The sequence below is a fragment of the Maritimibacter alkaliphilus HTCC2654 genome, from assembly GCF_000152805.1.
GTDB lineage: Bacteria > Pseudomonadota > Alphaproteobacteria > Rhodobacterales > Rhodobacteraceae > Maritimibacter > Maritimibacter alkaliphilus.
Genome location: NZ_CH902578.1, coordinates 1,512,603 through 1,539,455 on the forward strand (window position 1 = coordinate 1,512,603; position 26,853 = coordinate 1,539,455).

General features: G+C 65.3%; 22 protein-coding genes and 1 tRNA gene. 13 read left to right on the forward strand and 10 right to left on the reverse strand.

Annotated elements, in window-relative coordinates:
- Positions 1–7: 7 nt before the first annotated feature.
- From RB2654_RS08365 to RB2654_RS08375, 3 genes are all read left to right on the forward strand, one after another.
- The gene (locus RB2654_RS08365) at positions 8–1,636 is read left to right on the forward strand and encodes an alpha-D-glucose phosphate-specific phosphoglucomutase (protein WP_008330439.1); all 1,629 of its coding nucleotides are present in this window, start codon (positions 8–10) and stop codon (positions 1,634–1,636) included.
- Positions 1,637–1,870: 234 nt separating this feature from the next.
- Positions 1,871–4,963 carry a valine--tRNA ligase gene (locus RB2654_RS08370; protein ID WP_008330440.1) on the forward strand — a complete coding sequence of 1,031 codons (3,093 nt, stop codon included), beginning with the start codon at positions 1,871–1,873 and terminating at the stop codon, positions 4,961–4,963.
- Between the two features lie 210 nt (positions 4,964–5,173).
- Positions 5,174–6,112 (forward strand): bifunctional riboflavin kinase/FAD synthetase, encoded by a 939-nt coding sequence (locus tag RB2654_RS08375; protein ID WP_008330441.1) that lies wholly within the window; start codon positions 5,174–5,176, stop codon positions 6,110–6,112.
- Positions 6,113–6,115: 3 nt separating this feature from the next.
- On the opposite strand, the gene RB2654_RS08380 is transcribed toward RB2654_RS08375, so the two are convergent.
- Together RB2654_RS08380 and RB2654_RS08385 are read right to left on the reverse strand one after the other, a co-directional pair.
- On the reverse strand, positions 6,116–6,865 hold the full coding sequence (locus RB2654_RS08380) for a sulfotransferase family 2 domain-containing protein (RefSeq protein ID WP_008330442.1): 750 nt from the start codon (positions 6,863–6,865) through the stop codon (positions 6,116–6,118).
- Positions 6,866–6,965: 100 nt separating this feature from the next.
- The gene (locus tag RB2654_RS08385) at positions 6,966–8,951 is read right to left on the reverse strand and encodes a glycosyltransferase (protein ID WP_008330443.1); all 1,986 of its coding nucleotides are present in this window, start codon (positions 8,949–8,951) and stop codon (positions 6,966–6,968) included.
- A 441-nt stretch (positions 8,952–9,392) separates the two neighbouring features.
- Here RB2654_RS08385 and RB2654_RS08390 point away from each other — a divergent pair, with 441 nt between their 5' ends.
- Complete coding sequence (locus tag RB2654_RS08390; protein WP_008330444.1) at positions 9,393–10,367, forward strand: NAD-dependent epimerase/dehydratase family protein; 975 nt, start codon at positions 9,393–9,395, stop codon at positions 10,365–10,367.
- A 71-nt stretch (positions 10,368–10,438) separates the two neighbouring features.
- Here RB2654_RS08390 and RB2654_RS08395 read toward each other — a convergent pair.
- From RB2654_RS08395 to RB2654_RS08405, 3 genes are all read right to left on the reverse strand, one after another.
- A tRNA-Leu gene (locus tag RB2654_RS08395) sits at positions 10,439–10,525 on the reverse strand.
- Between the two features lie 94 nt (positions 10,526–10,619).
- Positions 10,620–11,120 (reverse strand): DUF2306 domain-containing protein, encoded by a 501-nt coding sequence (locus RB2654_RS08400; RefSeq protein ID WP_008330446.1) that lies wholly within the window; start codon positions 11,118–11,120, stop codon positions 10,620–10,622.
- Between the two features lie 142 nt (positions 11,121–11,262).
- Entirely contained in the window at positions 11,263–12,021 is a 759-nt protein-coding gene (locus RB2654_RS08405; RefSeq protein ID WP_008330447.1) for a hypothetical protein, read from the reverse strand.
- Between the two features lie 127 nt (positions 12,022–12,148).
- Here RB2654_RS08405 and RB2654_RS08410 point away from each other — a divergent pair, with 127 nt between their 5' ends.
- Both RB2654_RS08410 and lipB read left to right on the forward strand, forming a co-directional pair.
- Positions 12,149–12,952, forward strand: coding sequence for a LytTR family DNA-binding domain-containing protein (locus RB2654_RS08410; protein WP_040884608.1), 804 nt, complete (start codon positions 12,149–12,151; stop codon positions 12,950–12,952).
- A gap of 5 nt (positions 12,953–12,957) precedes the next feature.
- Positions 12,958–13,620, forward strand: a complete 663-nt coding sequence (lipB, locus tag RB2654_RS08415; RefSeq protein ID WP_008330449.1) for a lipoyl(octanoyl) transferase LipB — start codon at positions 12,958–12,960, stop codon at positions 13,618–13,620.
- A 5-nt stretch (positions 13,621–13,625) separates the two neighbouring features.
- On the opposite strand, the gene RB2654_RS08420 is transcribed toward lipB, so the two are convergent.
- Positions 13,626–14,207 (reverse strand): hypothetical protein, encoded by a 582-nt coding sequence (locus tag RB2654_RS08420; RefSeq protein ID WP_008330450.1) that lies wholly within the window; start codon positions 14,205–14,207, stop codon positions 13,626–13,628.
- A 323-nt stretch (positions 14,208–14,530) separates the two neighbouring features.
- Between RB2654_RS08420 and RB2654_RS08425 the strand changes: the two genes are divergently transcribed.
- From RB2654_RS08425 to RB2654_RS08445, 5 genes are all read left to right on the forward strand, one after another.
- The gene (locus tag RB2654_RS08425; protein WP_008330452.1) at positions 14,531–14,980 is read left to right on the forward strand and encodes a c-type cytochrome; all 450 of its coding nucleotides are present in this window, start codon (positions 14,531–14,533) and stop codon (positions 14,978–14,980) included.
- 153 nt (positions 14,981–15,133) lie between these two features.
- Positions 15,134–15,997, forward strand: coding sequence for an alpha/beta fold hydrolase (locus RB2654_RS08430; RefSeq protein ID WP_008330454.1), 864 nt, complete (start codon positions 15,134–15,136; stop codon positions 15,995–15,997).
- 205 nt (positions 15,998–16,202) lie between these two features.
- Positions 16,203–17,876, forward strand: coding sequence for a cytochrome c oxidase subunit I (locus RB2654_RS08435; protein WP_008330455.1), 1,674 nt, complete (start codon positions 16,203–16,205; stop codon positions 17,874–17,876).
- A gap of 65 nt (positions 17,877–17,941) precedes the next feature.
- Complete coding sequence (locus tag RB2654_RS08440; RefSeq protein ID WP_008330457.1) at positions 17,942–18,421, forward strand: hypothetical protein; 480 nt, start codon at positions 17,942–17,944, stop codon at positions 18,419–18,421.
- Complete coding sequence (locus RB2654_RS08445; protein ID WP_008330459.1) at positions 18,421–18,972, forward strand: DUF2244 domain-containing protein; 552 nt, start codon at positions 18,421–18,423, stop codon at positions 18,970–18,972. The genes RB2654_RS08440 and RB2654_RS08445 overlap by 1 nt, the downstream gene beginning before the upstream one ends.
- A 76-nt stretch (positions 18,973–19,048) precedes the next feature.
- Here the strand turns inward: RB2654_RS08445 and RB2654_RS08450 are convergent, their stop codons facing one another.
- The 3 genes from RB2654_RS08450 to RB2654_RS08460 all read right to left on the reverse strand — a co-directional run bounded on the left by RB2654_RS08450 (position 19,049) and on the right by RB2654_RS08460 (position 22,781).
- Positions 19,049–20,512 carry an MDR family MFS transporter gene (locus tag RB2654_RS08450; protein WP_246146516.1) on the reverse strand — a complete coding sequence of 488 codons (1,464 nt, stop codon included), beginning with the start codon at positions 20,510–20,512 and terminating at the stop codon, positions 19,049–19,051.
- A 188-nt stretch (positions 20,513–20,700) separates the two neighbouring features.
- The gene (locus RB2654_RS08455) at positions 20,701–22,206 is read right to left on the reverse strand and encodes a hypothetical protein (protein WP_008330461.1); all 1,506 of its coding nucleotides are present in this window, start codon (positions 22,204–22,206) and stop codon (positions 20,701–20,703) included.
- 119 nt (positions 22,207–22,325) lie between these two features.
- The gene (locus tag RB2654_RS08460; RefSeq protein ID WP_008330463.1) at positions 22,326–22,781 is read right to left on the reverse strand and encodes a GatB/YqeY domain-containing protein; all 456 of its coding nucleotides are present in this window, start codon (positions 22,779–22,781) and stop codon (positions 22,326–22,328) included.
- Positions 22,782–22,919: 138 nt separating this feature from the next.
- On the opposite strand from RB2654_RS08460, the gene carA reads away from it, so the two are divergent.
- The gene (gene carA / locus RB2654_RS08465) at positions 22,920–24,071 is read left to right on the forward strand and encodes a glutamine-hydrolyzing carbamoyl-phosphate synthase small subunit (RefSeq protein ID WP_008330464.1); all 1,152 of its coding nucleotides are present in this window, start codon (positions 22,920–22,922) and stop codon (positions 24,069–24,071) included.
- Between the two features lie 76 nt (positions 24,072–24,147).
- Positions 24,148–26,202, forward strand: coding sequence for a glycosyltransferase family 2 protein (locus RB2654_RS08470; protein ID WP_008330465.1), 2,055 nt, complete (start codon positions 24,148–24,150; stop codon positions 26,200–26,202).
- On the opposite strand, the gene RB2654_RS08475 is transcribed toward RB2654_RS08470, so the two are convergent.
- Positions 26,177–26,818, reverse strand: coding sequence for a GntR family transcriptional regulator (locus RB2654_RS08475; protein ID WP_008330466.1), 642 nt, complete (start codon positions 26,816–26,818; stop codon positions 26,177–26,179). The two genes, RB2654_RS08470 and RB2654_RS08475, sit on opposite strands and share 26 nt — an antisense overlap.
- Positions 26,819–26,853: the final 35 nt, after the last annotated feature.

Here is a 26,853-nt window from a genome sequence, read left to right on the forward strand (position 1 = left end):
CAGGACCATGCAGATCAAGACGCGCGCCACCCGACCGATCGACGGACAGAAGCCCGGCACCTCGGGCCTGCGCAAGACCACCGAGGTCTTTTCCCAGTCCGATTTCCTGCAAAACTACGTCCAGTCGATGTTCAACGTGGTCGAACCGGCGGGCAAGACCTATGTCATCGGCGGCGACGGGCGCTACTTCAACGATGTGGCCATCGCCAAGATGCTGCGCATGGCCGCTGCGAACGGCGTGAAAAAGGTCATCGTCGGGCGTGGCGGATTGCTCTCGACCCCCGCCGCCTCCCACCTCATCCGCAAGTACGAAACCGATGGCGGCTTCATCCTCTCCGCAAGCCACAATCCGGGCGGCCCCAAGGGCGACTTCGGCCTGAAATACAACATCCCCAACGGCGGCCCCGCGCCCGAGGCGATCACCAACGCGATCTACGAGCAGACGAAAACGCTCACCGAATACCACATCGCGCAGGACGACGCCCCCTCCATCACCGAAGAGGGGCGCTTCGCACTGGGCGACATGGAGATCGAGGTCATCGACCCGGTGGCCGACTACGCGGCGCTCATGGAGACGCTGATCGACTTCGATGCGATCCGCGATCTGATCTCGCGCGGCTTCACGCTGCGATTCGACGCGATGCACGCGATCACCGGGCCTTACGCGGTCGAGATTCTCGAACGGCGTCTTGGCGCACCGCACGGCAGCGTCGTGAACCGCCGCCCTTCGCCCGATTTCGGCGGCGGCCACCCGGACCCGAACCCGGTCTGGGCCAAGGATCTCGTCGATCACCTGATGGACCCGGACGGCCCCGATTTCGGCGCGGCCTCGGACGGGGACGGCGACCGCAACATGATTATGGGGCGCGGCATCTACGTCACGCCCTCCGACAGCCTCGCCGTGATCGCGGCCAATGCCCACCTCGCCCCCGGCTATGCAGGCGGCATCGCGGGCATCGCCCGCTCCATGCCCACCTCGGGCGCGGCGGATCGGGTGGCCGCGAAACTCGGCGTCGAAGCGCATCAGACGCCGACGGGGTGGAAGTTCTTCGGCACCCTCCTCGACGCGGGCCGCGCCACGATCTGTGGCGAAGAAAGCGCCGGAACCGGATCGAACCACGTGCGCGAGAAAGACGGGCTCTGGGCCGTGCTCATGTGGCTCAACATCATCGCCGCCCGCAAACAGTCGGTGCAGGAGATCATGGACGATCACTGGGCCGAATACGGCCGCACCTATTACTCGCGTCACGACTATGAGGCGGTGGACAGCGACGTGGCGAACACGTTGATGGACGACCTGCGCGACCGGCTGGAAACGCTGCCGGGCAAAAGCTTCGCAGGCCTCACCGTCACCCATGCTCAGGATTTCGACTATACCGACCCGGTCGACGGCTCCCGCGCCACCGCGCAGGGGATCATTCTGAATTTCGAAGGCGGCGCGCGCGCCGTTCTGCGCCTCTCCGGCACCGGCACGCAGGGCGCGACGATCCGCCTCTACCTCGAAAACCACGAAGACCCCGCCGGCAACCTCGCCCAAGACCCGCAAAAGGCGCTCGAACGGGTGGCGCGCGCGGCGGATCAGATCGCAGAGCTTGAAAAACGCACCGGGCGCGACGCCCCGGATGTCATCACCTGAGCACCTCCCGGCGCGAAATATCCCGCGCCGACGCGCAGCCTTACTTACCGCCGTTGAGGTGAGCCCGCAGCCGACGCCTCTGCCGCCACCCGGCGGATCGCGCTCCCCGGACCACAGGCACCAGAAAGCAGCGCGGGCGCCAGCCCGCACAATTTGGCAACGCCGCCTTTCCCTTGGCCGCGCCAGCCGCTATCACCCCTTCGACCGAAGCCACCCAAGAACGGGGATGAACCCATGGCCATGGACAAGACCTTCGACGCCAAGACCGCCGAGCCGCGTATTTCCGCAAAGTGGGAAGAGGCGAAAGCCTTTGCCGCTGGTGCTAATGCCTCGCGCGATGAGACCTTCACCGTGATGATCCCGCCGCCCAACGTGACGGGCGCGCTGCATGTGGGCCATGCGTTCAACAACACGCTTCAGGACATCCTCGTGCGCTGGCACCGGATGCGCGGGTTCGACACGCTCTGGCAGCCCGGTCAGGACCACGCGGGCATCGCGACGCAGCTTCAGGTCGAAAAGATGCTGGCCGCGACCCAGCAGCCCTCGCGCCGGGAACTTGGCCGCGAGGCGTTCCTCGACAAGGTGTGGGAGTGGAAGGGGCAATACGGCGGCACCATCGTCGAGCAGTTGAAGCGCCTCGGCGCCTCCTGCGACTGGGACCGCAACGCCTTTACCATGGCAGGCGCCGATGGCGACCCGCGCACCGGGCACGAGAACTCGCCCAACTTCCATGACGCGGTCATCAAGGTCTTTCTCGATATGTATCAGAAGGGCTTCATCTATCGCGGCAAGCGGCTGGTGAACTGGGACCCGCATTTCGAAACCGCGATCTCGGACCTCGAGGTCGAGAACATCGAAGTGCAGGGCCATATGTGGCACTTCAAATACCCGCTCGCGGGCGGCGAGACCTATACGTACGTCGAGAAAGACGAGGACGGGAACGTCGTGCTCACCGAAGAGCGCGACTATATCTCGATCGCCACGACCCGGCCCGAAACCATGCTGGGCGACGGTGCGGTCGCGGTGCATCCCAAGGATGAACGCTACGCACCTATCGTGGGCAAGCTGTGCGAAATCCCGGTCGGGCCGAAAGAGCACCGCCGCCTGATCCCGATAATCACCGACGACTACCCGGACCCGACCTTCGGGTCGGGCGCGGTGAAGATCACCGGCGCGCATGACTTCAACGACTACGCGGTCGCCACGCGCGGCGGCATTCCGATGTATCGGCTCATGGACATGGCCGGGCAGATGCGCGCGGATGGCGAAGATTACGCAACCTGTGCGACCCGCGCGCAGGAGATCGCGAACGGCGCGGATTTCACCGGGGCCGAAGTCGATACGCTGAACCTCGTCCCCGACGATCTGCGCGGTCTGGACCGGTTCGAGGCACGCGAGCGCGTCGTCGAGCAGATCAATGCCGAAGGGCTGGCGGTCACCACGACCAACGACGAAGGCGAGACGGTGCCGTACGTCGAGAACAAGCCGATCATGCAGCCGTTCGGGGACCGCTCGAAAGTGGTCATCGAGCCGATGCTGACCGACCAGTGGTTCGTGGACGCCGAAAAGGTCGTCGGCCCGGCGCTGGACGCGGTGCGCGAAGGGCGCACCAAGATCATCCCCGAAAGCGGCGAGAAGACCTATTACCACTGGCTCGAAAACATCGAACCGTGGTGCATTTCGCGCCAGCTTTGGTGGGGGCATCAGATCCCGGTCTGGTACGGGCTCGACCTGTCCTATGAGGATTATGTCAGCGCCGACGGCGATCTGGACGAGATCGAAATGCTCAAGGTGCTGATGGGCGGCCTCGTCCACCGGGGCGAGGTGCATCACGCCGCCGAAAGCTTCGAGGGCGTCGTAGATGCCTTCATGGACGAAATCGCGGACACCCCGGTTCCGATCAGCCACATGCGCATCGTCGAAGTGGCCGACAAGAAAGAAGCCATTGACGTGCTGGCCGAAACGCTCGCCACCTATACCGTCGATCAGGATCCGTCCAAGCTGGTCTATCCGGTCTGGCGCGACCCCGACGTGCTCGACACTTGGTTCTCGTCCGGTCTGTGGCCCATCGGGACGCTGGGCTGGCCCGAAGAGACGCCGGAACTGGCCAAGTATTTCCCCACGGACGTGCTGGTCACGGGCTTCGACATCCTGTTCTTCTGGGTCGCGCGCATGATGATGATGCAGCTTGCCGTGGTCGAGAAAGAGCCGTTCCACACCGTCTATCTTCACCAACTCGTGCGTGACGAGAAGGGCAAGAAGATGTCGAAGACGACCGGAAACGTCATCGACCCGCTGGAGATCATCGACGAATACGGCGCGGATGCGCTGCGGTTCACCAATGCCTCGATGGCGGCGGTCGGCGGCGTGCTGAAGCTGTCGGAAGAGCGGATCAAGGGCTACCGGAACTTCGGCACGAAGCTGTGGAACGCGGCGCGGTTCGCCGAGATGAACGATTGCAAACCGGTGCCCGGCTTCGATCCGGCCAGCGTGAACGCGACCGTGAACAAGTGGATCGTGGGCGAGACCGCGCGGGTGCGCGAACTGGTGGACGAGGCGATCACCGCCTACCGCTTCAACGACGCGGCCAACGGGCTTTACGCCTATGTCTGGGGCAAGGTCTGCGACTGGTATCTGGAATTCGCCAAGCCGCTTCTGGCATCCGACGATGCGGCGGTCGTGGCCGAGACGCGGGCGACGATGGCCTGGGTTATCGACCAGTGCCTGATCCTTCTGCACCCGATCATGCCCTTCATCACCGAAGAGCTCTGGGGCCAGATCGCTACGCGCGACACGCTGCTCGTCCATCAGGACTGGCCGACATACGGCGCCGACCTGATCGACGCGGATGCGGACCGGGAGTTGAACTGGGTCGTGAAGCTGATCGAAGACGTGCGTTCGGCCCGCGCCCAGATGCATGTGCCCGCTGGCCTCAAGATCCCGATGATCCTGCGCGATCTCGACGCGGCGGGTCGGGCCGCCTTTGCCACCAATGAAACGCTGATCTTCAAACTCGCGCGGATCGACAGCGTGACCGAGATGGCCGATCTGCCCAAGGGCTGCGTGACCATCCCGGTCGAGGGCGGCACCTTCGCCCTGCCGCTGGCCGACATCATCGACGTGGATGAAGAAAAGGCGCGGCTGGAGAAGAGCATCGGCAAGCTCGAGAAGGAGATCGGGGGGCTCAAGGACCGTCTGAACAACCCGAAATTCGCCGAAAACGCACCCGAGGATGTGGTGGCCGAGGCGCAAGGCAACCTCGACGCGCGTGAAGACGAGGCCGCCAAATTGCGCGAAGCGCTGACGCGTCTGTCGGAACTGGGTTGAGGGATTGCGCCGGGGCTGACGCCCCGTCGCGGTGGCTCGCTACGCTCGCGGGCGGCGACCTCGCCGGGTCGGGACGGCGGTGAGGTGCGAGGGGGCTGTCTGCCCCCGCGCGCTTCGCGCGCCCCCCGAAGGTTTTCGGAAACAGAGAAGGGGCGGGCCGTGCGCCTTTTGCGGCTTGCGGGGCACGCGCGGCGCGGCTACTCCCAACATATGCGGATCATTCGGGATTTTCAGTTCGTCGAACAGAAGGACCGGGGCGCTTCGGTGGCCATCGGGAATTTCGACGGCGTGCATCGGGGCCATCAGTTCGTCATCGACATCGCGCGGCGCGAGGCGACGGCCTTGAGCGCGCCGCTCGGCGTGATGACGTTCGAGCCGCATCCGCGTGAGTATTTCGCGCCCGGCGGCGATCCGTTCCGGCTTATGAATGCCGAGGCGCGGGCGAACCGGCTGGACTGGCTGGGCGTCGAAAAGCTGTATGAACTGACCTTCAACGACACGCTTTCGGCGCTCACGCCCGAGGATTTCGCCCGCCGGGTCATTGTCGATGGGCTCGGCCTGAGGCACGTCGTGGTCGGGGCGGATTTCCACTTCGGGGCGAAGCGCGCGGGCAATGTCGACACGCTTGTCGCGCTGGGGCAAGAGATGGGGTTCGGCGTGACCGTCGCGCCGCTGATGCATGACGACGACGTCGAAATCTCGTCGACCGCGATCCGGCAGGCGCTGAGCGAGGGTCGGCCGCGCGATGCGGCGCGGATGCTGGGGCATTGGCACCGGATCGACGGCACCGTGGTGCGCGGCGATCAGCGCGGGCGCGATCTGGGCTATCCGACGATCAACATGTCCATCGCGGGGCTGCACCCGCCCAAGTTCGGGGTCTACGCGGTCAAGGCCGACGTGCTGACCGGCCCCCATGCGGGGGAATACGGCGGGGCCGCGTCGATCGGCGTGCGGCCCACCTTCGGCGAGAACCTTCCCAACATCGAAACCTTCCTGTTCGACTTCAAAGGCGATCTTTATGGCGAGCACATTTCGGTCGCGCTGGTCGATTATCTCAGGCCCGAGGAACGGTTCGACAGCCTCGACGCGCTCATCGAACAGATGGACGACGACTGCGCCAAGGCGCGCGCGGTGCTGGCCGCGACCTGATCGTCAGGCGCTTTTCGCCGTCCGTTCGGCCGCCTGCCCCACGAAACAGCCGCGATCGCGGATGAAGGCGATGAGTTCCTGATCTTCGGCGGTGGCCGCCGCGACACGGGCGCGCACCGTGGGCGACAGGCGCCGGCGGGTGACCCCGTGGCTCGACACGTTCAACCGCTTGCCCGCATCCCATCTGAGGCCGAGCCAGTCCTGCGCGACGCGATTGGCGGCCTCCATCTCATCGACGCTGCCGACGAAGGCGAAATGCGCTTCGATATTGGCGCGGGCGGCGGCGAAGGTCGGGGTATGGTCGGCGGATAATTCCTGACACTGGTGATTGCAGATCGCGCGCGGATCGTTGTCGAGCAGGAACAGCGCGAAATCGTCAAGGCTCATGGCGGCGGCCTGATCGTGCCATTTCTCGCCCGCCGTTTCGCGAAAGTAATTGTAGCTCGACACCAGACGGTCCACCGGGTCGCGCAGGAAGGTGAAGCAGACGGGCGAGCCCTTGTTGGCCGCGAGATAGGCTTGGTTGATCCGCGCGAACGAATAGTGGCCGCAGATGATTTCGACCGACGGATCGTCGAGCGCGGCCCCGACATCGGCGACGAAACTGCGGGAATCGTTGATCTTGGGCACCGCGTCGGTTCCCAGGACGGTGCGCATCTGGATCTGGATCGACGTGCCCGCCGCTTTGAACAGATGGATGAACGCGGGCGGTTTGAGGTGGCGGACACGACGGTCCGCGACGGGGGTCAGCATGGCGAGCCCTCCGGTGCCGGGGCGGTTGCCCCATGGTAGCGCGGGGGCGCGGACCGGTCCATCCGGGTGGGCCGCATGACCCTTTGGTTGGCGAGAAGCATCAGAAATCCTTTCCGCTCATTTCCTGCACCGGCCTTGCGGGCGCCAGACGGAGGGCAAGTTCGGTAAAGGAACTCCAGGTCGAGCCCAGCAGGCGCGGCGCGCGACCAAGCAGGATCGCATCGGCCAGAGCATAGGCCAGTTGGTCGGGCGAGCGGTCGTAGAGATCGCGGTGAAGGTAGGCGACGTTTTCGCCGAAAGTGTCGGTGAAGGCGCGATAGGCCTCGGGCGAGTCGGCGGCGACGAAGATCCGGTCGGCCTCGCCCTCGGCCCGAAGCACCTCCACCCGTTTGAGGAAAGCCGAGAAATGGCTTTTCTCGCGCCAGAACCCGATGGTCGCCTGACTTTCGGCATTCCACTCCTCCCCGGATTCGTAGCTGAGATGCGCGTCTTTCGCGCCGCCGACCATCCGCACGTGGACCGAGACATCGTTGGGTGCGCGGACCCCGGCGACCAGATCACGGACATGCGCCGCGGGGGTCATGGCGCGCAGAAAGGCGTTCTCGGCCTCCCAATTCGCGACCTCGCAGTTCAGGACGAAGGCCGAGCCGGCATAGATGTCGCCGGACCATTTCAGATCGACAGGCACGTTCTTCTCAGCGCCCTCCTCGATCTCCATATAGTTGTAGACGTGGGCGCCCTGTCGGGTGGCGTCGTCGATGAAACTGTCTTCGATCACCGCGCCGTCATAGTCGAAAAGGTCGGTCAGACGCGCTTCGCAATGGTGGTCGGGGTGCCAGACAACGACCAGTTCGCGCCCCGTCGCATCGGCGATGGTGGCGGCCGAGGCCATGGCGCGCAGGCGGTTACCGAGGCCGTGCTGGGTGTCGATGAACAGCCGCGTGCGGTGGGGCACATAGGCGGGCGACGGGATGTCGCGCAGCGCGGCCTCCTGCGCCGTGAGGGCTTCGCTCACCGTCTCGGCGGTGATCGACGCGGCGGGCCTTGCCAGCAGGCGTGTCAGCGCGGTTTCGTTCAGGCCGAGCAGCCCCGGCCCGAACCGCCACGACGCCATGACCCGAAGCGCGGAGTCGTCGACGCGCTGGTTCACGAATCGCGGCACGGCATTCGGATGCGGCGCACGGCGTTCGAGCGTTTCCATCCCGTCCGAGGCGACCGTATGCGACATCGGCAGCGGCGCGAGGTGCGCACGCCACATCGGCATGAGTTCGACGAGATGCTGGTTGCGGCGGATGCCGAAATGCGGGTCATGCCGGATCTGATCGAGCGCCGTGTCACCTGCCGGGGCATGGTCGCGGTCAAGGCGTTCCGCGTCGCCATGCGGCAGATGATGGATCGTGATCGGGTCCACGTCGATGCGCGTCAGCCCGCCCTCGTCCAGACGCCGGTAAAGGTCGTCGTCGTCCCAGCCGTAGGACGTGATGAATTCGTTGAAACCGCCGACACGGGCCAGATGCGCGCGGTCGATATAGAAGAACCCGTTGGTATGGGCCTGATCCTCGGGCACGCGCCGCCAGTTGCCCGCGACGAACCCTTTGTCCGGCAAGGGGTTGCGCGCGAAAAACTCCCGCTCGATCTGAATATCCGCGTCCGCCTTGACGATCCGGTCGTGTCGCGACAGCCGGAAGCCCACGTTATAGGCATAGGACAGGGTCCACTTGTCCTCCCCCTCGACACGCACGATCCGCAGGCGTTTGTCGCGGATGCGGCGGCGGGCCAGTGCGCGGGCGACGGGTTCGTCAGACGACCAGTCGACGATCAGGATTTCGTCGAGTTCGTCGAGCGCGATCCAGGTTTTCACCGCTTCGCTCAGGTTGTCGATCCGATTGCGCACGCAGGAGACGAGGCTGATACCCGGTCGTCCTTCGGGCCTGATCCGGGAAAGAGGCGTCGTGACCGTCTGCGGCTGCGCGGGCGCCCGGGCCCCGCGCGGTTGCGTTTCGGTGTCGTCGAGAAGCCGAAGCCCACTGATATTGAACGCGGCGCCACGCGACCGCACCCGTGTCAGAATGTTCAGAATATCCAAATGTCAAAGCCCGATGAGATGACTCACCCCGGCTGCTCCCACACCTAGGCTGGCGTATATATTCGGGATGGTCAACGTGATCGATTGAATTTTAGAAAGTTTTTCGCGCCGCAAACTTGGGCCGAGAAAAACTTGCAACGAAAGGCGAAATTATTCAGATGACGTTAACCAAATATTAACCATTATCAATTCACCAAAGCCGTAAAGGCAAAGGGAATCAGAGCGAACCATACCCCCTGCCCTGGCACGAACATGACGGCGGCTCCCGAAATATAAATCGAACACACGAACGGCCCCGGATGGAAATATAAGAGTGCGCCGCCGATCACAAATACTTAACGGCCCGTCGCGCGCCGTCCCTCCCCCACGCATACGACCTTGCGCTTGCCGCAGAACGCACTACTCTCGCCCATCAAATTATTCATTATCTGGACGGACATCATGAAATCTGCACTCGTTCTCGGCGCCGGCGGCTTTATCGGCGGACATCTGGTCAAACGCCTGAAGCGGGAAGGGTTCTGGGTGCGTGGCGTGGATCTGAAATTCCACGAACATGCCGAGACCGAGGCGGACGATTTCATGATCGGCGATCTGCGCGAGCAGGAGGTGGTCCGCCGCGTCATCGACCGACGCTTCGACGAGGTCTATCAACTCGCCGCCGACATGGGCGGCGCGGGCTATGTCTTCACCGGCGAGAACGACGCCGACATCATGCACAATTCGGCGACCATCAACCTCAACGTGCTGGACGCCTGCCACAAGCGCAACATCAAGCGGGTGTTTTATTCCTCCTCCGCCTGCATGTACCCCGAACACAACCAGCTCGACCCCGACAACCCGAACTGTGCCGAAGACAGCGCCTATCCGGCCAATCCCGACAGCGAATACGGGTGGGAAAAGCTGTTCTCGGAACGGCTTTATCTGGCCTACAACCGCAACTACGGGATGGAATGCCGCGTCGCGCGCTATCACAACATCTTCGGCGTCGAAGGCACATGGGACGGCGGCAAGGAAAAGGCCCCGGCCGCGCTGTGCCGCAAGGTCGCGATGACGCCCGAAGGCGGCACGATCGAGGTCTGGGGCGACGGGCTTCAGACCCGCTCGTTCCTTTATGTCGATGAGTGCGTCGAGGGGACCACCCGGCTCCTCAGGTCCGAGTTCGAGGGTCCGGTGAACATCGGGTCGGAAGAGATGATTTCGATCAACGATCTCGCCCGGATGGTGATCGACCTGTCCGGAAAGTCCATCGACATCCACAACATCCCCGGTCCCGAAGGCGTGCGCGGGCGCAACTCCGACAACCGCTTGATCCGCGAAAAGCTGGGGTGGGAACCGACCGAGACGCTGCGCGCGGGCATGGAAAAGACCTACGCCTGGATCGCGAACGAGGCGCAGCGGCGGCACAACCTGCACTGAGCGGGCGAGCCCTGGAAAACCAAAAGCCCCGCCAATGGCGGGGCTTTGTCGTTCTCCCCGAGGGGGAGAGATGGTGCGGTCGAGAAGACTCGAACTTCCACGGGAGTTACCCCACAGCGACCTCAACGCTGCGCGTCTACCAATTCCGCCACGACCGCACTGTCTTGGCTTGGTGGCGCGCTGCATAGCGTGGGATTCGGGGGATGTGAAGGGGGTAAGTGCAGGTTCTGCGAAAAACCCCCTCCCCGGCCCTCACGTCGCGGCCCGCGGGGCGCGCCGGACGATGTAGATCACCGCCCCCACCGTCATCACGACCGAGGCCAGCACGGCCAGGCTGACGCCGTCGTCGATGCTCGGACCGAAGATGACCTCGTTCATCCGGCGGCCCGGCAAAAGCGTGAAGGCGCCCGCGATCCCGAGGCCCCAGAGCGCGGTGCCCTGCATGATGCCCATATGCGCGCGGATGTTGCCGCGCCGGGCGTGACGGACTGCGTTGACCACGTTGAAGATGACGTAAAGCGACAGCGCGTGGATCGGGCTGAACGGGCCGACAAGCTGAATTTCCATGATCCAGAACGACGAAAACGCCGCGATCAGCATGTTCGTCACCCAGATATAGCCCGAGATCCGGTGGATCATGTCGCGCTTCTTGCGAAAGAGGACGATGGGGGTCAGCAGCACCGCCTCCAACGCCGCGAAGGCGTGAATCTGGACGGCGGTCGGGGCTTCGAGAAGCGGGGTCAGGTCGAACATCTGGTATCTCCGGTTGCGTTGTTTTGCGTCTGGAAACGGTGGTGACAGGCCGCGCGGCACCGGGCCAGTTCGCTTGCGTGAATGGCGCTCTCGCGTCGTGAAATCAGGGGTTTTGCGGTTCACGAAGCGTGAAATGCAATCGTCAGAACGTCAGGCCCAGCGATTTGGCCCGCCGCACGCGCGCCTCGGCCCTGAGCGCGGCATAGGCCGCCTCCGCCTCGTTCGACCAAAAGGCGTTGCGGTCGAGTGTGAGGCCCGTGGCCTTGGTTTTGGTTTCGGCCGCCCGCGCCGCCGCCATCGCATCGGGCACCCGTTGGGGATCGACGCCGAGCCGTTCGGCCAGCGCGCGCGGCACCTCGGGGTCGGCGAGCATCGCGTCGAAATTGACGAAGGCATAGCGGCGCGCGGAAAAGCCCGGCCAGCGCAGGGTGACGAGGCGCCTGACCCGCAGAAGGTCGCGCCATTTGTCCATCTGCTCGGGCCCGCATTTGCGCAGGTAGGTGGCAAAAGCCGCGCGGTCGTCGGCAATCTCGGACGGCTTGATCCACGGCACGTCCTGCCTGCGGAAGCGGAAATCGACGAACTCGGACACCAGCGTCTTTCGCGGGTGGCGATAGCAGCAGACGAAGAACACGCGGGGAAACTTGATCGGGTGCAGGCCCACTGGCATGTGGCCGAACGCGACGTCGCCGGCGGCAAGACCGAGGATGGTCTGCGCATAGGGCTGCATCGCGCGGGTCCGGCCCGGCGTTTCGACATTGGTCCTGAGTTCGAAATCCTTGGTCCGCAGCACGTGGTCGAGGCCCACGTGCAGCCCGGTGTCGTTGAACCCGAGTTCGCTCAGGAACGCCGCCATGAAGTAGGTGCCGGATTTCGGGATCGTCTGGATGTAGATTCTCATCGACTGTCCTGATCCCCTCGCCCTGACCCCGTGATACAACACGAGGGACCATTCGCAAGGGATCGGCGCTTGTCTCCGCCCGCCCGAGCGGGGAAACTGCGCCCGGACGACACGAGGCACGGACGGTTTGAGCGAGACCCCCTATCAGATTGCGCGGCGCGAGTTGCAGATGCTGGTGACGAGCCGGGGCGCGTGGATCGGCATCGTGGCGGTCGGCCTGATCCTCGGTCTGGCGGGGCCGTTCGGCACCGAAGACGTCATGCGCACCCTGCCCCGGCTGGTCTACTGGGTGGTGATCGCGGCCATCGGGTTCTTCGCGGGCAGCGGATCGGCGACGATCGTGGCCGAAACCCTGCGGGCGCGGCGCGTTGGCATGTGGCCGGCGGTCATCGTCGCGGGCGCGGTCGCGGGCTTCGTGAATTTCGCCCTGCTCATCGTGCTGAACGGCGCGGTCTTCGGCACAGAGTTCTTCGAACTGGACGCGATCCTGATCCTCGGCACCAACGTCATCGTCATTTCGATCATCATCGCGGCGGCCTTCGTCGGCATCCAGCGCCATGTGACGGGCGCGGCCGAGGGCCAGATGAAGGGCGCGGCGACCACGGCCAGCCCGGCCCCGCCCCGCCTGCTTGCCCGGCTGCCGCTGGAAAAACGGGGGCGGCTGATCTCGATCTCGGTGCAGGATCACTATGTCGAAGTGGCGACCAACACGGGGACCGATCTTATCCTGATGCGGCTCTCCGACGCGATGGACGAGACGGGGGACGTGGCCGGGATGCAGGTCCACCGCTCGCACTGGGTCGCGACGGGCGAGGTGACGGCGGCCCGGCGCGACGGGGCGCGGGCGATCCTGACGCTCTCGGACGGGCGTGACATTCCGGTGAGCCGGACCTATGTGCCAGCGGTGAAGGAGGCGGGGCTTCTCCCGTAACGCGCATGGTCGAATGGAAGATCACCGAAGGGCTGACCGATTACGACGAGGCGGTCGCGTTCATGGAGGCACGGGCCGCCGCCATCGCCGCGGGCGAGGCGGGCGAGTTGATCTGGCTGGTCGAGCATCCGCCGCTCTACACCGCCGGCACCTCGTCCAAGCCGGCCGATCTCGTCGATGCGGACCGCTTCCCGGTCTACGAGACGAAGCGCGGCGGGCAATATACCTATCACGGCCCCGGTCAGCGCGTGGTCTATGTCATGCTCGACGTGGGCGCGCGCGGGCGCGATGTGCGGGCCTTCGTCAAGCAGATGGAGAATTGGGTGATCGCGACGCTCGACCAGTTCAACGTGACCGGCGAGATTCGCGACGGGCGCGTCGGCGTCTGGGTCGTGCGCGACGACAAGCCGCTGTCGGTCACCGGGCAGAAGGCCGAAGACAAGATCGCGGCCATCGGCGTGCGCCTGCGCAAATGGGTGAGTTTCCACGGTATCTCGATCAACGTGGACCCCGACCTCGACCATTTCACCGGGATCGTGCCCTGCGGGATCATCGAACACGGCGTCACCTCGCTCGTCGATCTGGGCCTTCCGGTGACGATGGAGGATCTGGACGTGGCGCTGAAGGCGACCTTCGATACGGTGTTCGAAGGGGCCCCGGCTGCCTGAGGCGCCTAATCGGCGCGCGCCGCGAAGGTGCCGCCCGCGCTTTCGGTCACGCCGTTGATGACCGCGTCGCCCGAAACCTGCCCGGTCAGAAGGCTCCCGTCCGTGCCCACCACGTCGCCGTAGATCACCGAGTCGAAGGCGAAGGTATCGCCCGCCTGATTGGTCAGCGTCCCGTCCGCATTCACGAAAAAGCTGTGCTGGGTGCCCGGATTGTCGGGGTTGGTCAGCGACGCGGTGCGGTCCAACACCCCGTTGTTGAGCCGCAGAGTGCCCGCGACGGGCTGTTCGTCGGCATTGTCCTGAAAATTCGTGACCTGCCCGTCGAGCGTCGCGCCGGCGGCGGTGAAGGTCGCGTCCATGTCGACATCGCCGATGAAATCGTCCGACGCCCCGGTGTTGTCATAGGCCGCGAGCAGCAGGTAACCCGCATAGGTTGCGGTGCCGGACGTGGGCAACTGGTCGGCGGATTGCTGGGCCGCCGATATCTCGTTCAGGATCGCATTGTAGCCGATGGCCGCGTTCGTGAACGGAGACGCGCAGGCGGTGAGAGCGAGGGCGGAGGGCAGCAGGGCGACGAAGGCGCGCATTTCAATTCCTGAGATAGACTTGCGTAAAATACCGCGATCCAAGACCGCCACTCTCTGATTTACGCGACTTCCGGGGCCGGGTCTATGGGGGCGTCCGTGTCGCCCGGGCCTGCGGGTCGGTGGCGACGGGTGCGGTCCGGCGTGGAACTCTCCACCGATGTCATCCGTTGGCCCAACCCAAGCCGCGTCAGGCCATAAGCCGCCACTGCGACCAACCGCCCGGTTGCGAGACAATTGCAACATTTGCATGGTGCGGCCAAGGTTGGGGAGACCGGTGCACCGAATCCCCGGACCATCTGCGAACGCAAACCACGAGGAACGCCATGAAAGCCATCCTGACCACCGCCGCCATCCTGACCCTGTCGGGCGCCGCTGCCTTTGCCGAAAGCCACGCCGTGATGGTTGACGCCGAAGCGGGCGAAGGCGATTTTCGCAAGTGCAAATCCTGCCACGCCATCTCGTCGGCGGACGAGGACATCGTGAAGGGTGGCCGCACCGGCCCGAACCTCTACGGCGTGATCGGCCGCACCGCCGGGTCGTATGAAGACTTCAACTACGGCGACGACATCGTGGCCGCCGGTGAAGCGGGCCTCGTGTGGGACACGACCAACATGGTCGAATACCTCGCCGACCCGAAAGCCTTCCTTCAGGCCTACCTCGAAGATGACGGCGCGAAGTCGAAGATGACGTTCAAGCTGAAGGACGGCGAAGATGTCGCCGCCTACCTCGCCACCTTCTCGGAAGGCGAAATGGAAGAGGGCGAAGGCTCCTGATCTCCTCCCGGCCCTGACGGCCAACGAAAGCCCCGCCGACACCCCGGCGGGGCTTTTTCGTGCCGGGTGATGAAACCCGTGGCCCCTGCGACTTGACGGATGACGAATGGGCGGCGTCCAATCCGACATCCAGCCCAACCAAGCGAGGCGCACGTGAACATCAGGATCGTCGAGAATGGTCCCGTCAGACTGGCGACCGAGACATTCGGCGACCCGGCGCATCCGGCGCTGCTCCTCATCATGGGGGCCAATGCCTCGATGCTCGAGTGGCCGGAGGCGTTTTGCGAGGCGTTGGCGACACACGGCAGGTTCGTGATCCGTTTCGATCACCGCGACACCGGGCAGTCGTCGCAGTTTCCCGCCGGTGATCCCGGCTACACCGTCGATGACATGGCCACCGACATCATCGCCATACTGGACGCCTACGGGTGCGCCGATGCGGATATGGTCGGCATGTCGCTGGGCGGCTACATCGCGCAGATGGTAGCCGAGCGGCACCCGGACCGCGTGCGGACCCTGACGCTGATCGCGTCCGAGCCTCTGGGCTGGGACGGCGCCGACCTGCCCCCGATCTCGGAGGCATTTCTTGCGCATTTCGGCGGGTTGGCATCGTTGGACATGGCGGACCGGGCCGCAGTTGGCGCGTTCCTGCTTGAAATCGCACGGCTTTGCGCCGGGTCCGCTTTTTCTTTCGCGCGCGATGACATCTCGGCCCGGATTGCGCGAGACTTGGGCCGACGCGACGGGTTCGAGACCCTCTTCAACCATGCGACGCTTGAAGTGGTGTCCGATTGGGCAGGCGCCTATGCGCGTATCACGCTCCCGACCCTGGTCATTCACGGAACCGAAGACCCGATCCTGCCTTTCGCGAAAGGAATGGCGCTGGCTGGCGGCATCCCCGGCGCGCGGCTCGAACCGCTGGAGGGCGTGGGGCATGAACTTCCTGGGCCGTTGCTGGAGCCGATTGCGGCCCTCATCGCAGATCACGTGGGCGCCCGGTCTCGGCCCCGTCCTTGACCCGGATCAAACAAGGCCCCATGCGACAAATTGCCCGAAATCGGCGTGAGGCGCTGTTCTCAAGGCGCTTTTCCCGTTGCAATACATGCAGAAAGGCGAAGATTTGATCGCCCTGAGCGTTGCTCTGTTCAAAATGTCGCAGTAAACACGTCCCAATTCCGTGGGGGGGAATCCCCCTGGATTTGGACAGCTAAGGGAGACCTCAATGGCGGACGCAGCCATCCAGGGCCATGACCACGAAGATACCCGCGGGTTCTTCACCCGGTGGTTCATGTCCACCAACCACAAGGATATCGGCATCCTGTACCTTATCACGTCGGCGCTCGTCGGCCTGATTTCGGTCAGCTTCACGGTGCTGATGCGCCTGGAACTCATGGACCCCGGCGTCCAGCATATGTGTCTCGAAGGCTTCCGCCTGTTCGCCGATGCGGGCGCGGAATGTACGCCGAACGGCCACTTCTGGAACGTGATGATCACCTATCACGGCGTCCTGATGATGTTCTTCGTCGTCATCCCGGCGCTGTTCGGTGGTTTCGGCAACTACTTCATGCCGCTTCAGATCGGTGCGCCGGACATGGCGTTCCCGCGGATGAACAACCTGTCGTTCTGGCTCTACGTCACCGGCACGTCGCTGGGCGTGGCCTCGCTGCTCGCTCCGGGCGGCAACGATCAGCTCGGTTCCGGCGTGGGCTGGGTGCTCTACCCGCCGCTGTCCACGACCGAAGGCGGCTATTCTATGGATCTCGCGATCTTCGCGGTCCACGTCTCGGGCGCCTCGTCGATCTTGGGTGCGATCAACATGATCACGACCTTCCTGAACATGCGTGCCCCGGGCATGACCATGTTCAAGGTGCCGCTCTTTTCGTGGTCGATCTTCGTCACCGCATGGCTGATCCTTCTGGCCCTGCCGGTTCTGGCCGGTGCCATCACCATGCTGCTCATGGACCGCAACTTCGGGACGACCTTCTTCGATCCGTCGGGCGGGGGTGACCCGATCCTTTACCAGCACATCCTGTGGTTCTTCGGCCACCCGGAAGTGTACATCGTGATCCTGCCGGGCTTCGGCCTCGTGTCCCACGTTTTCGCGACCTTCGCCAAGAAGCCCGTCTTCGGCTACCTGCCGATGGTCTGGGCGCTGATCGCCATCGGCGTCATCGGCTTCGTCGTCTGGGCGCACCACATGTACACCGTGGGCATGTCGCTTCAGCAGCAGTCCTACTTCATGCTGGCGACGATGGTCATCGCGGTGCCGACGGGGATCAAGATCTTCTCGTGGATCGCGACCCTCTGGGGCGGCTCGATCGAGTTCAAGACGCCGATGCTCTTCGGCTTCGGCTTCCTGATCCTGTTCACCATCGGCGGCGTGACCGGCGTGGTGCTGTCGCAGGCCGGTGTCGACCGCGTCTATCACGACACCTACTACGTCGTGGCGCACTTCCACTACACCATGTCGATGGGTGCGGCCTTCACCATCTTCGCAGGGATCTACTACTGGATCGGCAAGATGTCGGGCCGTCAGTACCCGGAATGGGCCGGTAAGCTGCACTTCTGGCTGTTCTTCATCGGTGTGAACCTCACCTTCTTCCCGCAGCACTTCCTGGGCCGTCAGGGTATGCCGCGCCGCTACATCGACTATCCGGAGGCCTTCGCCTACTGGAACAAGATCTCGTCGATGGGTGCGTTCCTGTCCTTCGCCTCGTTCATCTTCTTCTTCGGCATCATGATCTACACGCTGACCGCCGGTCGCCGGATCACCGAGAAGAACTACTGGAACGAGTATGCGGACACGCTCGAGTGGACGCTGCCCTCGCCGCCGCCGGAGCACACGTTCGAACAGCTCCCGAAGCGCGAGGACTGGGACAAGTCGCACGCTCACTAAGGGCCTGACGACCTGAGACCTGAGGCCCCGGTGGAAACGCCGGGGCCTTTTTCATGAGAGAGACCATGCTGCCTGCCCCCGCCTTTCTGATCCTGATCCCCCTGCCCGCGCTCGTAGCGGCCGTCTTGGGCCTGCGCGCGTCGCTGGTGCTCGGGGCCGGGCTGCTGGGCGCGGTCGCCTACATGGTGCTGGCGCTCACCTGGCCGCAGGAGGGCGGCGCGACGGCGACCGACAGCTACTATGTCGTCGGGTTCGCCGTTTTCGTCCAAAGCCTGATCGCCGTGACCTTCGTCGCGACCGTGGCGCAGGCGATCAAGGAACGGCTGGGGCGCGCGGACCGGATGCCGACGGTCGTGTCGGGGCTGATGATGCTGATCGGCGGGGCGGCGAGCCTCGTCCCCGTCACCATCCCACCTGCCGACCGGGTCGCCCTGTTCGGCACCGTGGGCGAGGTCGGGGCCTTCGTCTTCCTCGCAGGCGTCGCCGGGCTGGTGCTGACCGTCGTGCTCCGGCCCCTCCTCCGCCGCATCCGGGGACGCGCCTGATGCCCTATGAATGGGACATTCCGATCCGCGAGGCGCCCGCCTTCGAAGCGCCCGGCGAGGCCGAAGGCGGTGCACCCATCGCGCGGCTGCACCTGTGGCCCTATCGCTCGCTCCCGAAACGCGGCTTCGCATTCGCCATCGGGTTCGCCTACGTCATGCTGATGATCCCGCTCTCGGCCTTCGTCGGCACGCTGGCGCTGTGGTGGCTGCTCGGCCCCGGCCTGATCGCGATTTTCGGGCTGTGGTGGTTCATCGGGAAAAGCTACCGCGACGGTGAGATCCTCGAAGAACTGACGATCTGGACCGACCGGATGCACCTCAGCCGCACCGGGCCGCGCCGCCAACACGCCGAATGGGACGCCAACCCGCATTGGGTCAGCGTGCAGGTTCACAAGGACGGTGGCCCCGTGAAGCACTACCTGACGCTCAAGGGCAATGGCCGCGAGGTCGAGATCGGGTCGTTCCTGTCCGAAGACGAACGCCCCCTATTGCGCGAGGAGCTCGAGCGGGCGCTGGTGCTGGCGAAGTCGCGGCGCGGGCCGGGGAACTGACCGGGTTTCCCCCGCCCCTCATAGAGCAAAGAAAAAGGCGCGCCGGCTTGTCCGTGGCGCGCCTTTGTATTGTCTTTCAGTGCCCCATCGGGGCGCCGCCGTCCTGCATGTCCGGCGGGCGGCGGACAAAGAAGCTGGCGGCGATCATGCCGAGTGATGCGATGGCGCCGCACATGAACCCGGCCTGAAGCCCCTGCGACAACGCATGAGCCTCGTCCAGCCCGGCGGCGATCCCGGCGGCGGACCGCACCGACATCACCGACACGAACAGCGCGATCCCCGCCGCGCCCGCGACCTGCTGGATCGTGCCGATCAACGCCGAGCCGTGGGAATAAAGCTGCGGCGGCAGCGACCCGAGGCTCGAGGTGAAGAGCGGCGTGAACAGGAACGCAAGGCCCGCCGACAGGGTGATATGGCTCGCCAGCACCATCGCGATCCCGGTCTCGGGCGTGAAGGTCGTCATCAGCCACAGCGCGACCGCCACCGCGACCGAGCCGGGAATGACCAGCTTGCGCGCGCCGTGGGCATCGAACAGGCGGCCGACGACCGGGGCCAGTAGCCCCATCAGAAGACCGCCGGGCAAAAGCATCAGGCCCGCCTGCACCGGCTCCATCCCCAGCACGTTCTGCATGTAGAGCGGTAGAAGGATAATCATCCCGAAGAGCGCCATCATGGCGAGCCCCATCATTACCACGGCGACGGTGAAGATCTTGTGCCGGAAGGTGCGCAGGTCGAGCAGTGCCCGCTCCTGTGGGCCAAGCGCGATCTGGCGCAGGATGAAGGCGATCAGCACAGCGCCCCCCACGGCGAGCGGCAGCCACAGCGGCATGCCTCCCTCTTCGCCATGCCCCTCGCCGATCGTGGACAGGCCATAGACCAGCCCGCCGAACCCGATGGCGGCCAGCGGCACCGACAGGATGTCGAGCGGCACCTTGCGCGGCTCGGTCACGTTTTTCAGCCACGCCAGCCCGGCGGCAAGGCAGATCAGCCCAATGGGCAGGATCAGCCAGAACATCCAGCGCCAGCCAAGCAGGTTCAGGATGATCCCCGACAAAGTGGGGCCGATGGCGGGCGCGACCGAAATGACGATCGAGATATTGCCCATCGTCTTTCCCCGGCTGTCCGGCGGGACGAGGTTCATCACCGTCGTCATCAGCAGCGGCATCATCATCGCCGTGCCGCAGGCCTGCACGACCCGGCCCAGAACCAGCGGCGGCAGGCCCGGCGCGATGGCGCACAGAAGCGTGCCGAAGCTGAAGAAACTCAGCGCCGCGATGAACACCGTGCGCGTGTGGAACCGTTGCAGCAGGAACCCCGTGACCGGGATCACCACGGCCATGGTGAGAAGGAACGCGGTGGTCAGCCATTGCGCGGCATTGGCCGTCACGCCGAGATCGGACATGAGCCGGGGCAAGGCGACCGACATGATCGTCTCGTTCAGGATCATCGTGAAGGTCGAGACCAGAAGCAGCAGGATCACCACGCGGTTGCGCGCGGAATGGTCCGGCGCGACCGGCGCGTCGGAAAGGCCTGGGGTCATCGTATCGCTGGGCATGGGACGTCCTGAACGCTTAAAAACAAAAAGGCCGGTCGTCCCGGCCCATGCCGGGTGCATCGCGCGCGGGCCTTCGCGTGTCAACCTGCCCCGCTTTCGCGCGGGCGAAAAGCCTGCGGCAAAGATGCACAGTGGATTAGCGTTTCTGTGCCGATGCGAACCGACCGGCGGCGTCAGCCTGCCGCGGTCTCGTCCCGACGGGCCTCTGCGCGCAGATCGTCGTGGATCGTATCGACGATGAAACGTGCCGGATCGTCGCGCGGGGTCAACTCGTCGATCAGCGCCTGTTGCGCGGCGTCCTTGCGCGGCACCGATCCGTCGCGCAGCCCGTCGATCAGCGCCTCGATCCCCGAAATCCGCGCGGAGGGGAGCTCATGTGTCCCCGCCACCACCATCTCGCCCATGGCGTTCCACGGCGAGCTGCCGGGCCGGGACAGGTAGATCACCGGCTTCTTCAGAAGCTGGTATTCCATGAGGAAACTCAAACCGTCGACGACAAGCAGATCGGAGGCCGCGAAGGGGCCGAGGTATTGCCCGCTGCGCAGCTGCCCGGTGTTCGGCAGCGCGTCCCATGTCCGGAAAAAGGCGTCGAACCGGGCGCGCCGCGCGGGCGTCATCCCGTCGATGCGGGTGATGAGCGCCGGGTGCGGGCTGAACAGGATGTCGAGGTCGGGCCGCCTGCGGGCGAGCGCCAGCATTTCGTCGCAGACTTCGGGAAAGGTGCCGAAGCCGTTCCAGCACCCGTCGATGGCGTGATGGGCGCTCCAGATGACCCGGGTCGTGTTAGTCGAAGCGATGGGCCAGTGCGGCCCGGCGGTCCGGATCTCGCGCACTTTCGGGTGGCCCGACAGGGTGATCCGGGCGCCGCCCAGCCGGTCGTGGCTGGCCACGATTGAACGGGCGACGGCGCCCGCCACGAATTGCCGGGCCAGCACATCCTTGCGCGTATGCTCGACGATGCCACCGCCCTCGGTGATGAGCGAGGTGATGGCGTAGGGCACGTAATACTGTTTGGCGAAGGACAGCAGATCGGTGCGGAACACGCCCGGCACGTCCTTTTGCCAATGCGACTGACGGAAAATCACTTCGAGGTCGAAGGACTTGATCCGGCTCACATCGACGCTGGGTTCGGGGTCGTTCAACCGAACGTGAGCGACGCCTTCGGCGGTCAGCCCCGCGCTGTTGCCATCCTCGTCGCGAAACGTGTCGGCGCCCGGAAAACGACGGGGAATCGTGAAGACGACGGGGTCGAACCTGTCATCCGCGACCATCAGCGCATGGATGCGCCTGAGCGCGCCCCAAGCCTCGTAGTTGTGAACCAGAAATCCGACGCGGATGGGCTGTCCGTCCCGCACGACCCTCGTGGCGAGGCGCGCGGCCACGGCGCTGTTTCCGGCGGCGGCCTGCGCGAATTCCATCGCGTCCGTGGCAAGCCCCTCGACACGGTCGAGCCGGGTCGCCACCTCGGCCACCCGTCGCGTCGCCTCGACCTGTTCGGCCAGCGCCCGTTCCAGACGCTGCGTCGCCCGCGTCAGGTCGTCGATCCGGCGAGCCTGATCGTCGGCATGGGTGCGGCGGGTGGAACGGGCCAGACCGCGACCGGCACGCGCGACAAGCCGCAGGACGTGCCGAAACGCGCCCGGCGCACGCGCCCCCTGATGCCGCTGTGTGTCCGTCATCCGAAAGCCAATGCGCAACGCTCCGCAGCCTGTCAAGCTTTCGGCAGTCCGAAGGTCGAATTGTCGCGCGTTTCAAGACCTTAGGTCACACGCGGCACCCGAAAGCCCCCCTCGGGGTCTCAGCCCAGCCGCGCCTTGACCTTGGGGCCGACCGCGCCGAAATCCATCTGCCCGGTATACTTGCCCTTGAGCACGCCCATGACCTTGCCCATGTCGCGGATCGACGTCGCGCCGACCTCGGCGACGGCCTTGTCCACGGCCTTGTCGACCTCGGCGTCGGACAACTGGCGCGGCAGGAATTCCTCGATCACCTTGATCTCTTCCCGCTCGGCCTCGGCCAGTTCCAGCCGCCCGCCCTCTTCATAGGCGCGCGCCGATTCCTGACGTTGCTTCACCATCTTGCCGAGGATGCCGAGAATGACGTCATCGGTCAGGTCGGACGGGTCCTCGCCCTCGCCCCGCATGGCGATTTCGCGGTCCTTGATGGCGGCATTGATGAGGCGCAGGGTCGAAAGACGCTTCGTATCCTTTTCCTTCATCGCCGTCTTCAGCGCTTCGCTCAGCCGGTTTCGCATGTGGTGAAAACCCTTCAAAGTTCCAGTCACGAAGCCCCGAAATTACACCTTCGCAGGGGCAGAAACAAGCGCCCGATCCCCTTGACGCTGACGGGCCGCCCCCGTAACACCTCTCGCGATCCGATCCGGGAGTCTGCCATGCCGACCAAGACCAAGCCGACCGCCTGCCTCGCCCTTGCAGACGGAACCGTTTTCTACGGAAAAGGGTTCGGGGCCACGGGCGTGACGACCGCGGAACTGTGCTTCAACACCGCGATGACCGGGTATCAGGAAATCATGACGGACCCCTCCTATGCGGGGCAGGTCGTGACCTTCACCTTCCCGCATATCGGCAACGTGGGCGTGAACCCGGAAGACGACGAAACGCAGGACCCGGTGGCCGAGGGCATGGTGGTCAAGTGGGACCCGACCGAGCCGTCGAACTGGCGCGCGGCAGAACCGCTGTGGAACTGGCTGGAAAAGCGCGGCCGCATCGGCATCGGCGGGATCGACACCCGGCGGCTGACCCGCGCGATCCGCCAGCAGGGCGCGCCGCATGTCGCGCTGGCCCATGACCCGGACGGCGACTTCGACCTCGAGGCGCTGGTCGCCAAGGCGCGGGCCTTCCCCGGTCTGGTGGGCCTCGACCTCGCCAAGAACGTGACCTGCGCGCAAAGCTACCGCTGGGACGAGATGCGGTGGGCCTGGCCCGACGGTTACCCCCGGCTGGAGCAGCCGAAATACAAGGTCGTCGCGATCGACTACGGCGCGAAACGCAACATCCTGCGCTGCCTCGCCTCGGCGGGCTGCGACGTGACCGTTCTTCCCGCCACCGCCACGGCGGACGAGGTCATGGCGCACAAGCCCGACGGTCTGTTCCTGTCGAACGGCCCCGGCGATCCGGCGGCGACGGGCGAATATGCCGTGCCGATGATCCAGAAGGTGCTGAACGACACCGATATGCCGGTCTTCGGCATTTGCCTCGGCCACCAGATGCTCGCCCTCGCCCTCGGGGCCAAGACGATCAAGATGAACCACGGCCACCACGGCGCGAACCACCCGGTCAAGGACCTGACCACGGGCAAGGTCGAGATTACGTCGATGAACCACGGGTTCACGGTGGACAGCCAGTCGCTCCCCGCCGGTGTGAAAGAGACGCATGTCTCGCTCTTCGACGGGTCCAACTGCGGGATCGCGATGGACGACCGCCCGGTCTATTCGGTGCAATATCACCCCGAGGCGAGCCCGGGCCCGATGGACAGCTACTACCTGTTCGAACGGTTCGCGGCCGCGATGCAGGCGCGGGCCTGACAGCGGCCCGGCGGGCGCGTGTTAACCGAACATTAACCAAGCGGTCTCAGGATGACCCCGCTGTTGCGGGGAAACGATGACCGACAATTCCCACAGAAGCTTCGCCTTTGCGGAGGTGGCGCGGAAATTCCTGCCTCGGACCGATGACGGTGCCGAGATCATCGCCATGCGCCCCTTGGATCGGCTGCGCCTGATCCATCGTCCCCGGCTCGAATTGCTGCCCGAACCGATCCTCGAACCGCCGCCGCGCAAGTCGGGGCTGGGCGAGAAGCTGGTGGACATGGGCATCCTACGCCCCGAAGACCTGCTGGCGGCGCGGAAGGCGCGGGCCGGCACCGCGCTCAGGCTTGGGGATGTCCTGCTCGCGCGCGGCTTCGTCACGCCCTATACGCTCGCCCGCGCGCTGGCCAAGGTCTATGACACCACGCTCGTCGATCTGCGCCGTGATCCGCCGGACGTGCGCCTGATCGACGCTGTGGGGCTGGACGCCTGCCTGCGTCTTGGCTTCGTCCCGTGGAAGCGGGTCGGCGACACCACGATCATCGCCTGCGCCTGCCCGGATCGCTTCGCCCGCATCCGGTCCGGTCTGCCAGAGAGCTTCGGGGCGTGCCGCATGGTCGTGGCTCAGGGGAACGAGATCGACGCGGCCCTCGTATCGCTGCGCCACCGCCGGATGGTCACTCAGGCCGAAACGCGGGTCGCCGAGGATATGTCCTGCCGGACGTGGGATACGGTCGGTGCGGCCCGTCTGTGGCTGACGCTCGCCGGTGCCGTGGCGCTCGTCCTCCTCACCGCGCCGACCGCCGCCTGGGCGATGCTGACCGGCTGGGCCATCCTGACGCTGATCGTGAACACGGGCGTCAAGCTGGCCGCGGCGGTGATCCACACGCGACGCCATCGGCACGCGGCACCGATCCGCGTGGTCGGGCCGCACGATCCGCGCCGCCGCCCGGTGGTGTCGATCCTCGTCCCGCTCTACCGCGAACGCGAGATCGCGGGGCGTCTGGTCAAACGGCTCGAACGGCTGACCTATCCGCGCGAATTGCTCGACATCTGCCTGATCGTCGAAGAGGACGACACCCTGACGCAGGAAACCCTGTCGAACGCCCGCCTGCCCGCATGGATGCGCCAGATCACCGTTCCGCGCGGGGGCGTGAGGACCAAACCCCGCGCCCTGAACTTCGCGCTCGACTTCGCGCGGGGCACCATCATCGGGGTCTACGATGCCGAGGATGCGCCGGATGCCGACCAGATCGACCGGATCGTGGCCCGGTTCGCCGAAGCTCCGCCGCGCGTCGCCTGCCTGCAAGGGATGCTCGACTATTACAACGCGCGCACCAACTGGCTCAGCCGCTGTTTCACCATCGAATACGCCACATGGTTCCGCATCGTCCTGCCGGGCATGGAAAAGATGGGCTTCGCCGTGCCGCTGGGGGGCACGACGCTGTTCTTTCGCCGGGGCGTGCTGGAACAACTGGGCGGCTGGGACGCCCATAACGTGACCGAGGACGCGGACCTCGGCATCCGGCTCGCCCGGCTCGGCTATACCACCGAGTTGGTCGAAACCGTGACCAAGGAGGAGGCGAATTGCCGGGTCTGGCCGTGGATCAAGCAGCGGTCACGCTGGATCAAGGGCTACGCGATGACCTATGGCGTCCATATGCGCGACCCGCGCCGCCTGTGGCGGGAACTGGGGGCGCGCAGGTTCTGGGGCGTGCAGATCGTGTTCCTCGGCACCCTGTCGCACCTGATCCTCGCCCCCGTGCTCTGGTCCTACTGGCTGCTGGCCTTCGGCCTGCCGCACCCCTTGGCCGAGGTCATGCCGGGCTGGGTGGTCTGGGCCATGTTCGCCACGTTCCTCACCGCCGAGGCGATCAACATCGCGGTCGGAATGATCGCCGTCTCGACACCGGGGCGACGGTTTCTGAAACTCTGGGTGCCGACCCTGCACGTCTACTTCCCGCTCGCCTCGCTCGCCGCGCTCAAGGGGCTGGGCGAGATCGTGCGCAAGCCGTTCTTCTGGGACAAGACCCAGCACGGCCACGACGATCTGGTCGAAGAAACCCTAGCGAAATTCTCGCCTGCCCCGGTTCAGACCGCGCAGGTCATCCCGATTTCGAGTCGATCGTAAGCCGGGTCTCGAACGCTTTCGAGATATGGCGGCGCAGCGCCTCGTCCGCCGCATCGCCGTCGCGCGCTTCGATGGCGCGAACGATGGCATCGTGTTCGGCCAGCGCCACTTCGGACCGCCCCTCGGCGGCGAGCGACGTGGTCGCCAGAAGCGCCATGGTCCGGTGCACGAGGTCCAGTTGCAAAAGCAGATAGCGGTTGTGCGAGGCGAGGTGGATCTGGCGATGGAACCGACGGTTCGCCCGCGCCAGCGCCGCAGGGTCGCCGACCAGCCCGCGGTCTTCCTCGACCATGGCGCGCAGCACCTTCTGCTCTTCCGGCGCGGCATGTTGCGCGGCAAGACGTGCGGCCAGCCCTTCGAGCTCGGCCCGCACGGCATAAAGCTCGGCCAGTTGCGTATGGTCGAGCGAGGCCACGATCAGCGAACGGCCGTCGCGGTTGAGCAGGCTTTGGGTCTCCAGACGCTGCAACGCCTCGCGGATCGGGGTGCGCGACACGCCGAAGCGGTCGGCAAGCTCGCTTTCCACCATGCGGTCGCCGGGCTTGTAGAGACCTTCGTCGATCGCATCGAGGATCAGCTCATAGGCATCCTTGGGCCCGCTTCGGGGTTCTTTCACGCGCGCGTCCTCCTGTTCGTCCGGTGACTATGACC

Bases quoted from the DNA above. Each gene is read 5' to 3' on its own strand.
- RB2654_RS08365 (WP_008330439.1), top strand. From the start codon at position 8: ATGCAGATCAAGACGCGCGCCACCCGACCGATCGACGGACAGAAGCCC.
- RB2654_RS08370 (WP_008330440.1), top strand. From the start codon at position 1,871: ATGGCCATGGACAAGACCTTCGACGCCAAGACCGCCGAGCCGCGTATT.
- RB2654_RS08375 (WP_008330441.1), top strand. From the start codon at position 5,174: ATGCGGATCATTCGGGATTTTCAGTTCGTCGAACAGAAGGACCGGGGC.
- RB2654_RS08380 (WP_008330442.1), bottom strand. From the start codon at position 6,865: ATGCTGACCCCCGTCGCGGACCGTCGTGTCCGCCACCTCAAACCGCCC.
- RB2654_RS08390 (WP_008330444.1), top strand. From the start codon at position 9,393: ATGAAATCTGCACTCGTTCTCGGCGCCGGCGGCTTTATCGGCGGACAT.
- RB2654_RS08400 (WP_008330446.1), bottom strand. From the start codon at position 11,120: ATGTTCGACCTGACCCCGCTTCTCGAAGCCCCGACCGCCGTCCAGATT.
- RB2654_RS08405 (WP_008330447.1), bottom strand. From the start codon at position 12,021: ATGAGAATCTACATCCAGACGATCCCGAAATCCGGCACCTACTTCATG.
- lipB (WP_008330449.1), top strand. From the start codon at position 12,958: ATGGTCGAATGGAAGATCACCGAAGGGCTGACCGATTACGACGAGGCG.
- RB2654_RS08420 (WP_008330450.1), bottom strand. From the start codon at position 14,207: ATGCGCGCCTTCGTCGCCCTGCTGCCCTCCGCCCTCGCTCTCACCGCC.
- RB2654_RS08425 (WP_008330452.1), top strand. From the start codon at position 14,531: ATGAAAGCCATCCTGACCACCGCCGCCATCCTGACCCTGTCGGGCGCC.
- RB2654_RS08435 (WP_008330455.1), top strand. From the start codon at position 16,203: ATGGCGGACGCAGCCATCCAGGGCCATGACCACGAAGATACCCGCGGG.
- RB2654_RS08440 (WP_008330457.1), top strand. From the start codon at position 17,942: ATGCTGCCTGCCCCCGCCTTTCTGATCCTGATCCCCCTGCCCGCGCTC.
- RB2654_RS08445 (WP_008330459.1), top strand. From the start codon at position 18,421: ATGCCCTATGAATGGGACATTCCGATCCGCGAGGCGCCCGCCTTCGAA.
- RB2654_RS08450 (WP_246146516.1), bottom strand. From the start codon at position 20,512: ATGACCCCAGGCCTTTCCGACGCGCCGGTCGCGCCGGACCATTCCGCG.
- RB2654_RS08455 (WP_008330461.1), bottom strand. From the start codon at position 22,206: ATGACGGACACACAGCGGCATCAGGGGGCGCGTGCGCCGGGCGCGTTT.
- RB2654_RS08460 (WP_008330463.1), bottom strand. From the start codon at position 22,781: ATGCGAAACCGGCTGAGCGAAGCGCTGAAGACGGCGATGAAGGAAAAG.
- carA (WP_008330464.1), top strand. From the start codon at position 22,920: ATGCCGACCAAGACCAAGCCGACCGCCTGCCTCGCCCTTGCAGACGGA.
- RB2654_RS08470 (WP_008330465.1), top strand. From the start codon at position 24,148: ATGACCGACAATTCCCACAGAAGCTTCGCCTTTGCGGAGGTGGCGCGG.